General features: G+C 41.9%; 9 protein-coding genes and 1 pseudogene. 2 read left to right on the top strand and 8 right to left on the bottom strand.

Going from position 1 to position 8,914, the window contains the following annotated elements; all coding sequences use genetic code 11:
* A pseudogene (locus ABI367_RS02120) lies at positions 1 to 216 on the top strand (molecular chaperone DnaK); the annotation flags it as partial.
* Positions 217 to 318: 102 nt separating this feature from the next.
* Here ABI367_RS02120 and ABI367_RS02115 read toward each other — a convergent pair.
* The 7 genes from ABI367_RS02115 to ABI367_RS02085 all read right to left on the bottom strand — a co-directional run bounded on the left by ABI367_RS02115 (position 319) and on the right by ABI367_RS02085 (position 7,662).
* Positions 319 to 528, bottom strand: a complete 210-nt coding sequence (locus ABI367_RS02115) for a type II toxin-antitoxin system HicB family antitoxin (RefSeq protein ID WP_462228066.1) — start codon at positions 526 to 528, stop codon at positions 319 to 321.
* A gap of 21 nt (positions 529 to 549) precedes the next feature.
* The gene (locus ABI367_RS02110) at positions 550 to 2,805 is read right to left on the bottom strand and encodes a glycoside hydrolase family 31 protein (protein WP_462228065.1); all 2,256 of its coding nucleotides are present in this window, start codon (positions 2,803 to 2,805) and stop codon (positions 550 to 552) included.
* 39 nt (positions 2,806 to 2,844) lie between these two features.
* On the bottom strand, positions 2,845 to 3,345 hold the full coding sequence (locus ABI367_RS02105; protein WP_462228064.1) for a hypothetical protein: 501 nt from the start codon (positions 3,343 to 3,345) through the stop codon (positions 2,845 to 2,847).
* A gap of 121 nt (positions 3,346 to 3,466) precedes the next feature.
* A complete protein-coding gene (locus tag ABI367_RS02100; RefSeq protein ID WP_462228063.1) occupies positions 3,467 to 4,369 on the bottom strand; it encodes a nucleotidyltransferase family protein in 903 nt (300 codons plus the stop codon).
* A 55-nt stretch (positions 4,370 to 4,424) separates the two neighbouring features.
* Positions 4,425 to 5,540, bottom strand: coding sequence for a M42 family metallopeptidase (locus ABI367_RS02095; RefSeq protein ID WP_462228062.1), 1,116 nt, complete (start codon positions 5,538 to 5,540; stop codon positions 4,425 to 4,427).
* A 94-nt stretch (positions 5,541 to 5,634) separates the two neighbouring features.
* Positions 5,635 to 6,042 carry a GNAT family N-acetyltransferase gene (locus ABI367_RS02090; protein WP_462228061.1) on the bottom strand — a complete coding sequence of 136 codons (408 nt, stop codon included), beginning with the start codon at positions 6,040 to 6,042 and terminating at the stop codon, positions 5,635 to 5,637.
* Positions 6,043 to 6,120: 78 nt separating this feature from the next.
* Positions 6,121 to 7,662, bottom strand: a complete 1,542-nt coding sequence (locus tag ABI367_RS02085; RefSeq protein WP_462228060.1) for an acyl-CoA carboxylase subunit beta — start codon at positions 7,660 to 7,662, stop codon at positions 6,121 to 6,123.
* 155 nt (positions 7,663 to 7,817) lie between these two features.
* On the opposite strand from ABI367_RS02085, the gene can reads away from it, so the two are divergent.
* Positions 7,818 to 8,468: a carbonate dehydratase gene (gene can / locus ABI367_RS02080; RefSeq protein WP_462228059.1), complete on the top strand. Its 651-nt coding sequence runs from the start codon at positions 7,818 to 7,820 to the stop codon at positions 8,466 to 8,468.
* 67 nt (positions 8,469 to 8,535) lie between these two features.
* Here the strand turns inward: can and ABI367_RS02075 are convergent.
* Positions 8,536 to 8,914 (bottom strand): aldehyde dehydrogenase family protein (locus ABI367_RS02075; protein WP_462228058.1); only part of this gene is annotated, 379 nt, incomplete at its 5' end.

The raw sequence follows: 8,914 nt of genomic DNA, 5'->3' as shown, positions 1-8,914 counted from the left end.
TTGAAAGCAGCTTATGCGTCTAAAAACTTAGCCGATATTGAAGTCGCCCAAAATGAGTTGAACACTGCATGGACAGCCGCTTCTGAAGACATGTACAAAGCGTCTGCCGAAGGTGGCCAACCAGGCCCTGATGCAGGTGCGGGTGCCGGTCCGCAGGATCATGGTGATACCGTTACTGATGTTGACTTTGAAGAGGTAAAAGACGAGAGTAAATAAGTTTAAATCTATATAGTAAAGCCCGGCCCTAAATTATTAGGGCCGGGCTTTTTTTATGCCGAATGGAATTGAGTTTTTTTAGTTATTCTATTCCGGCTTGTTTTAAAATTGAAATTGCAGTCCTGAAGGAATATCCTCGCCATGTTCTTTTAAACTTTCTACATAAAGCTCAATGGCTTCCTGGGCATTAATTTTAGCTTCTTCAAGTGTTTCGCCATAAGTTATGCAACCAGGTAATGCCGGGACATTTACCGTATATCCACCTTCGGGCTCAGGTTTTAATAATACTTTATAAGTTAATGCTAATGCCATGATTAAAGATACTTAATTTTTTTAATAAGCAATATTTATCCGGCCAATATCATTGGCAAACTGGTCAATTTCAATATTTAACCCATGTAAAATGACCTGTAATTTCATGTATTTAGATACATAATTCCCTTTAACGGCAGATAATGTAATCGCTCGTTTTTGCGGATTAAAAATAATCGTGCGTTTATAATAATTTTCGGTTTGATAATTATACGTCAAGCCATCATCTTCATAATAAACAAACTCAGTTGCCTCCGTGCCGTTCCAGATATGGATGAATAAAATACCATCACCCTTTTCGCCGGTGCTTTGTATCACATTTTGCATGGGGATAATAGCACCAGCTTTAATAAATACCGGAAGATCGGTTAATGGGGCATCGGCATTTATCACCTGTTGGCCCGCAAATTTTTCATCGGTGCTAAGTCGGTACCATTCGCCTACAGGCAGGTAAACCTCTGTTGTTAGCTCTGTACTTATTACCGGGGCAACCAACATAAAATCGCCAAATAAAAATTGGTTCTGGTATTTGATATCAAAAACTTTTTCATCTGCTGTATAGTCAATAGCTAATGTACGGCACAATGGCAGGCCGATTTGGGAAGATTGATAAAAACCCGAATAAATATAAGGCAGCAGTTTATAGCGTTGTTCAATATCTTTTTTAATAATGGCTTCATTTTCTTCGCCCCATTGCCACGGCTCGCGCATTATCATACCTTCGGCACTGTGGTTACGAAACATCGGCGTATATACGCCTAACGAGTTCCAGCGCACCATTAATTCGGGTGTAGGGTTGCCCATAAAACCGCCAATATCAACGCCGGTGAATGACATACCGGTTAGGCCTAAACTATTTACCAAACGGCAGCCCAGCAGCATGTGCTCATCAGTAGCGGCATTATCACCCGTCCAAATAGCCGAATAGCGCTGTGTGCCCGCATAAGCGGCACGGGTAAGCACAAACGGACGCTTATTGCCTAATATTTTACGTACGCCGTTATAAGTGGCTTTGGCCATTTCCATGCCGTATACGTTGCGTATTTCGGGCATAAAGCGATTGCCAAATTTTACCAGCCAGGGTATGTTTTGCCCCCAGGCGGCAGGCTCGTTCATGTCGTTCCAAAAGCCTTCCACCCCCGGGTCGGTTAGCGCAGTAAATGCAGATCCCCACCATTCCTTTACCTTATCATTTAAAAAATCAGGGAAGTGGCATCGGCCCGGCCAAACACTGGCAGTATAAGGTTCGCCATCGGGGTAGGTGGCAAAATAATTATTCTTTATCCCCTCATCATACTGCTGATATCCTTCTTCAATTTTTATCCCCGGGTCAACAATAGTTACCAGCTTAAAGTCCATTGCCTTTAGCTCATCTATCATGGCTTTTGGGTCAGCAAAGGTTTCTTTGTTCCAGGTAAATATTTTAAAGCCGTCCATGTAGTCTATATCGCAATACATTACGTCGGCAGGTATTTGTTTTTTGCGGAAGGTGGAGGCCACATCCAGCACCTCTTTGGCGCTCATATAACTCCAGCGGCATTGCTGGTAGCCCAGACTCCACAAGGGTGGCATTTCCATGCGCCCGGTTAGCCAGCTATAGTCCTCCAGAATTTGCCTGATGCCCTGCGCACCGAAAAAGTAATAATTCATATCGCCGCCATCGGCACCAAACCAACTGGTTTCCTCATCAGTAGTAGCACCAAAGTCGAAATAGCTTTTATGGGTATTGTCAAAAAATAGTCCGTAGGTAAGTCCGCTATGCAGACCGATAAAAAATGGGAAGGTTTTATATAACGGATCATCATTTACGCCATGCAAGGATGCATCGGTATTCCAGTTTACATAATGGCTGCCGCGACGGTTCAGGTTACCTGTTTTTTCGCCCAGGCCAATAAACTTTTCATCGGGATATAATTTGCGGTAATTAATAACGCGCTCTGCCTGCCAGTTGGTGCCAAAACGGGTATCGTCTTCGCTTAACGGTTTACCGTCCGTAGTATAAAAATTAAAACGTAAAGGCGATTTATTGATGATGAGTTTTAACGCGGAGGTATTTAATTCGATATGATCAACCTGCTCGCTATAATCTATTAGGGTAAGCGGTTGTTGTATGACTGCAAATGAGGCATCTGCATTTTCATAGTTTTTGCTAATACAGATCCTGATAATAGTTGGACTGTAAACCGTTACCCTTGCCTGCGCTTCGGCAGTTTGAATAATAAGGGTGTTAGTATGTTTGTCTATACTTTTCGCGGCTCCTAATATTTCTATTTGCATATAACTTTAACAGGGGACAGCTTTTTTGGTTTGAAACTGTTAACTATTGTCGTTGGCTACTTCGATTTCAGTTATATAGCCATTGTCGTTATACTTTACAAAAATATATGCATCAGCTTTGGCTATCATGATATGAAGTGCATTGTCATTCGTAGCATTGTGTTCCCTATGAGCATATGACAAAGGAAATTGAACCTTGAATTTACTAATATTCTCCCCAACTTTATACCCAATCTTATCAAAGAATATAGTGTAATTTGGTCCGGTAATAGTTGTTGCCTGCCAACCATTATTAAAGCAAACCGCTAACCCATTATATTTGTAAGTATAGTCATATCCTCCTAGTGCATCATCCCTCTCTTTAATAACTTTTTTTTCTTTGCCAAACGCGTTTCGCAATTCTTTAACAGAGCCTGAAGAATATGTTTTATTCAACAGATTTTTAATTAAAATCTTATCGCTTTTTACCTCATTATAATCATATTGGCAAAAAGCGGGGCTGCAATTTATAAGGAACAGTGTTAATAGTAATAGTCTCATAAGTATTGTTGGTGTACTTAAAGGTACTTATTACTAAACAAAAAATCCCGCATTAGCGGGATAGGAACTCGATAAAGACTTACGAAGTTTCAAAAACTTCGTAAGTCTAACGGATAGGATTTTATCCCCACAAATTCTCCGGATAAGTACCATTGGCCACCAACTCCGAAATTGATTTTTGTACAATAGGCTTATCCTCTTTATAAGTAACACCAAACCATTTGGATGGGGTAGGGATAACTTTAAAATTAGCTATACCGCTTTTAATTAAATTATCAGCAACCAGCGGAATAAAGAACTCTGCTTTAGGGTTATTCTCATTAGCCTCCACAAAATCGCGGAACATTTGTTCGCTTTGCTTGAAAACTGCAGGTGTAAAGCCCCAAAAGTTCATGGATACACGTTTATCGTTCGGTAGTGGATGTTCGCCGGTAGCATCTTTATAAGCTACGCTGTCGTCTTCTTTAAAATAAACTTCGGTACGTTCGTTAACTTCGGTCATGTTGCCATCGGCATCCACCTCGCAAACGCCGCGCGATACCGAACCATAATCAGATAAAGTTTTATCAATCTGGTAGCCCACCAACGCGTATTGCGAATCGGTAGCTTCGGTAGTTAAAAATTTAGCCATTTTTTCAAAGGCATCATAGCCATAATAGTCGTCTGCGTTTATTACGCAAAATGGCTCGTGTACCTGGTTACGTGCGGCTAAAACGGCATGAGCTGTTCCCCAGGGTTTGGCACGCTCAATGGTTTTATCAATGCCAAAAGGTTTCAGATCAAAGCTTTGAAAAATATAGTCGGTTTCTACCTTGCCTTTAAGTTTGGGTTCGAATATAGATTTAAAATTCTCTGCAAATTCTTCGCGAATGATAAAGCCTATTTTGCCAAAACCGGCTTTAATAGCATCATGTATGGAGTAGTCAATTATAGTTTCGCCATTAGGACCGAAGCCATCTATCTGCTTCATGCTGCCATAACGGCTGGCCATACCCGCGGCCAATATTAATAGAGTTGGTTTCATATGTTATAAATCGTGAAAACTAAGACAATCAGGTTAAGCTAATGTTTGGTCTTGGTTATTTAATGTAATTAAAATTTTGTCCGTTTTTGATGTTTAACAATACCTCGTATATCAGGCGGATCACATTGTCAACATCTTCTTTATGTATCATCTCTACCGTGGTATGCATATAGCGTAACGGTAATGATATTAAAGCGGATGGTACGCCATCGTTGCTATAGGCAAACGCGTCGGTATCAGTACCGGTTGACCGTGACGACGCCTGGCGCTGGAAAGGTATTTTATTGCTTTCAGCAGTATCAATTAATAATTTGTTCAGGTTATTTTGAACCGCAGGGGCATATGATACCACCGGGCCTTTGCCACAAGCCAAATCGCCCTGGGTAATTTTGCTGATCATCGGGGTTTGGGTGTCATGCGTAACATCGGTAACAATAGCCACGTTTGGTTTAATGCGGTGGGCTATCATTTCGGCACCACGCAGGCCAATTTCTTCCTGTACGGCATTTACAATATATAAGCCGAATGGCAGTTTAACCTTATTTTCTTTTAATAAACGGGCAACCTCTGCAATCATAAAGCCACCGGCACGGTTATCTAAAGCACGACCAACATAATAGCGGTCGTTTAATACTATGAACTCATCTTCGTAGGTAATAACACAACCTACGTGTATGCCCAGTTTTTCAACCTCTTCTTTGGTGGTGCAGCCGCAATCTAAAAATATATTTTTAAGCGATGGCGCTTCTTCTTTTTCACCGCCTAAGCGGGTGTGTATTGCCGGCCAGCCAAATAGAGCTTTAACCACACCTTTGTCGGTATGTATATTTACACGTTTTGAAGGGGCTATCTGGTGGTCAGAACCGCCGTTACGTATAACGTATATTAAACCGTCACTGGTAATGTAATTAACAAACCATGATATTTCATCAGCATGAGCCTCTATAACTACTTTGTATTCGGCCTTTGGGTTGATAACACCAACCGCGGTACCGTAGGTATCTACATAATGCTCATCTATATAGGGTTTAATATAATCCAGCCAAAGTTCCTGCCCCTTCCATTCAAAGCCGGTAGGTGAGGGGTTGTTAATGTATTTTTCAAAAAACGCCAGTGATTTATCATTTACTACAGCAATGTGCTGCTGTTCGTCTGTTTTCTTTTTAGCCATAGTAGTTTGTTAATAAGCCATTTTTAGTGGCTTGCAAATATAATAAAGCTGTTGGTAAACAACTATTATAAACCAACAGGATAAACGATGGGGCCTAAAGTTTTTTTTCTAATATCTCATAATCAAACCCGTTTTTGCTGAACAGATTGCCGGTTTGCGTAAAACCATGCTTTAAGTAAAAGCCAATGGCCGTTGTGCGGGCATTGCACCATAGGTGTTTGGCACCCTCATTTATAGCAAAGTTTGTTAAATGTTTTAATAACATACTGCCTACACCTGTCCCTTGTACCCTTTCATCTACCGCAAATTTTCTAAACTGACAATCTGACTCATTAATAAATAACGATACCACACCCACCAACTCATTATCCTTAAATGCGCCAAAATGGTAGCCTTGGTTATCCTCGTCCATTTCCATCTCATACAGCTTTTGGGCAGGGTATAGCACCCGTTGACGCAAGCGCCAGGTAAGTTCAGGACGGATTTGTTCTATATTTAGCATAAAGCAGAAGGCAAAATGCTAAAAGCTTTGATAGTTACAAAAATAATCGCTTTCAGCTTTCTCCTTTTAGCTTTAAGCTTACAACGGAATATTCCCATGTTTTTTTCTCGGCGTGTTAACTACTTTATTCTCCAGCATTTTAAATGCTGCAATTAATTTTACGCGAGTTTCGGCGGGGTCAATTACCTCATCAATAAAGCCGCGCTCGGCAGCGCGATAGGGGTTGGCAAAGGTATCGGCGTATAGTTGTTCTTTTTCCTTCCATTTAGCTGTCTTGTCTTCGGCAGCATTTATTTCGCGCTTAAAAATAATTTCGGCGGCGCCTTTGGCACCCATTACCGCAATTTCGGCGGTGGGCCAGGCAAAATTCATATCAGCGCCAATATGTTTGGAGTTCATTACATCATAAGCCCCGCCGTATGCTTTGCGGGTTATAACGGTAATTCGCGGCACTGTAGCTTCGCAAAAAGCATATAGTAGTTTAGCGCCGTTGGTTATTATACCGTTCCACTCCTGGTCGGTACCTGGCAAAAATCCGGGTACATCTTCCAATACCAGCAGCGGTATATTAAAGCTATCGCAAAAGCGAACAAACCTTGCCGCCTTACGCGACGCATTATTATCCAGCACACCTGCCAAAAAAGCGGGTTGGTTAGCAACAATGCCAATACTGCGGCCGGCTAAGCGGGCAAAACCTACTATAATGTTTTCGGCAAAATTTTTATGCACTTCTAAAAACGATCCCGCATCAATAATATGAGCTATAACCTGCTGCATATCATAAGGCTGCGACGTGTTTTCCGGCAGCAAGTTATTCAGTTCCATGCGGTATTCGTCGGCGGGTTCATACACCAATGAGGGTGCTTTATCTTCGCAGTTTTGGGGCATGTAGCTTAGTAGCTTTTTGATGTGGTTGATAGCATCGATCTCATTAACGCAGGCAAAATGGGTTACGCCCGATTTAGAAGCGTGGGTATCGGCCCCGCCCAATTCTTCGGATGTTACCTCCTCGTGTGTAACTGCCTTAACTACATTTGGGCCGGTAACAAACATATACGAGGTTTGCTCAACCATTAAAATAAAATCTGTAATGGATGGCGAGTACACCGCGCCCCCCGCGCACGGCCCCATTATGGCTGATATTTGAGGTACCACACCAGACGCCATAGTGTTGCGATAAAAAATATCCGCATAACCCCCCAATGATAGTACACCCTCCTGTATACGTGCCCCGCCCGAGTCATTAAGGCTAACAACCGGCGCGCCGTTCTTCAAAGCAAGGTCAAGTATCTTACATATCTTTTCGGCCTGGGTTTCTGATAGTGAGCCGCCAAAAACGGTAAAATCCTGTGCGTAAACATAGGTGAGTCTGCCATTTATAGTGCCGTATCCGGTTACCACACCATCGCCGGGATATTTTTCCAGCTCCATACCAAAATCGGTCGACCGGTGGGTAACCAGCATCCCAATTTCCTGGAAAGTGCCTTCATCCATCAAAAAATGTAACCGCTCGCGTGCGGTTAGTTTTCCTTTTTTATGCTGACTTTCTACTCTGGCATGGCCGCCTCCTGCCAATGCCTGTCCGCGCTTATGTTTTAGCTGCTTTAGTTTATCTTTCAATGGATGTTTTTAATGTTTATGGTTAAAAATAACAATAAAATGCTGTTGATTAATTTTTTAGTAAATTAAGTAGCATCCCGGCGGCGTAAGTTGTCGGGGTGTTTTTTTTAAGCGATATTGCATAAAATATATATTTTAGCTAAAAATAATTTGCCATGTGTGCACAATCTGCAACCCATATTACTTACGAAGATTTATTGAAAGGCAACAAAGAGTTTGTTGCCAATGCTTTAGCTACTGATCCTGAATATTTTGATACGCTAGCTAAGGGCCAAAACCCGCCTGTTTTATGGATAGGCTGCGCCGATAGCCGGGTACCTGCCAACCAGATAACCAATACCAAGCCCGGCGAAATATTTGTACACCGTAATATTGCCAATATGGTAATACATACGGATATGAATATGTTGAGCGTGTTGGATTATGCGGTTAACGTATTAAAGGTAAAACACGTAATTGTTACCGGCCATTACGGTTGCGGCGGTGTAATTGCTGCCATGAGTAACAATGAATTTGGCTTAATAGACAATTGGCTTCGGCATATAAAAGATGTATACCGCTTACATGCTGATGAACTGGATAGGATAGACGATGCCAAAGACCGCGAAAGCCGTTTGGTTGAATTAAACGTGGTAGAAAATGTTTACAACCTTTGCAAAACATCCATTGTACAAAATGCCTGGGCAAAAGGGCAGGAACTGGGTGTGCATGGCTGGGTGTACAGTATTGAAACGGGCATAATTAGAGACATGAAAGTAAGCACCCATAACAGCGAAAATATGGAGGATGTGTTTAGATTTAAGTAGATCATAGTTGATAGTTCATGGATCATAGCAAATAATACTATGATCCATGAACTATGATCTATTTTACTTACCCCAAAAACGGGTACCTATAATCCTTAGGCGGGTCAAATGTTTCTTTAATAGTTCGTGGCGATACCCAACGCATCAGGTTGATCATTGATCCTGCTTTGTCGTTTGTGCCCGATCCCCTTGCGCCGCCAAATGGCTGCTGGCCCACTACCGCGCCGGTTGGTTTATCGTTAATATAGAAATTACCTGCCGCGTTGCGTAAATGCTGCGTGGCTTTGGCAATGGCGTACCTGTCCTGCGCTATAATACATCCCGTTAATGCATATATGGATGTTTTATCTACTACATCCAATATTTCATCAAACTTTTCATCTTCATAAACATATAGCGTAAGCACCGGGCCAAATAACTCGGTACACATGGTAACGTAGTAGGGG

Source organism: Mucilaginibacter sp. (assembly GCF_039935595.1).
GTDB lineage: Bacteria > Bacteroidota > Bacteroidia > Sphingobacteriales > Sphingobacteriaceae > Mucilaginibacter.
This window is presented reverse-complemented; position numbering and strand designations above follow the sequence as displayed.

What these genes read in the sequence shown, in the direction of transcription:
- ABI367_RS02115 (WP_462228066.1), bottom strand. Translation starts at nt 528, where the DNA reads ATGGCATTAGCATTAACTTATAAAGTATTATTAAAACCTGAGCCCGAA.
- ABI367_RS02110 (WP_462228065.1), bottom strand. Translation starts at nt 2,805, where the DNA reads ATGCAAATAGAAATATTAGGAGCCGCGAAAAGTATAGACAAACATACT.
- ABI367_RS02105 (WP_462228064.1), bottom strand. Translation starts at nt 3,345, where the DNA reads ATGAGACTATTACTATTAACACTGTTCCTTATAAATTGCAGCCCCGCT.
- ABI367_RS02100 (WP_462228063.1), bottom strand. Translation starts at nt 4,369, where the DNA reads ATGAAACCAACTCTATTAATATTGGCCGCGGGTATGGCCAGCCGTTAT.
- ABI367_RS02095 (WP_462228062.1), bottom strand. Translation starts at nt 5,540, where the DNA reads ATGGCTAAAAAGAAAACAGACGAACAGCAGCACATTGCTGTAGTAAAT.
- ABI367_RS02090 (WP_462228061.1), bottom strand. Translation starts at nt 6,042, where the DNA reads ATGCTAAATATAGAACAAATCCGTCCTGAACTTACCTGGCGCTTGCGT.
- can (WP_462228059.1), top strand. Translation starts at nt 7,818, where the DNA reads ATGTGTGCACAATCTGCAACCCATATTACTTACGAAGATTTATTGAAA.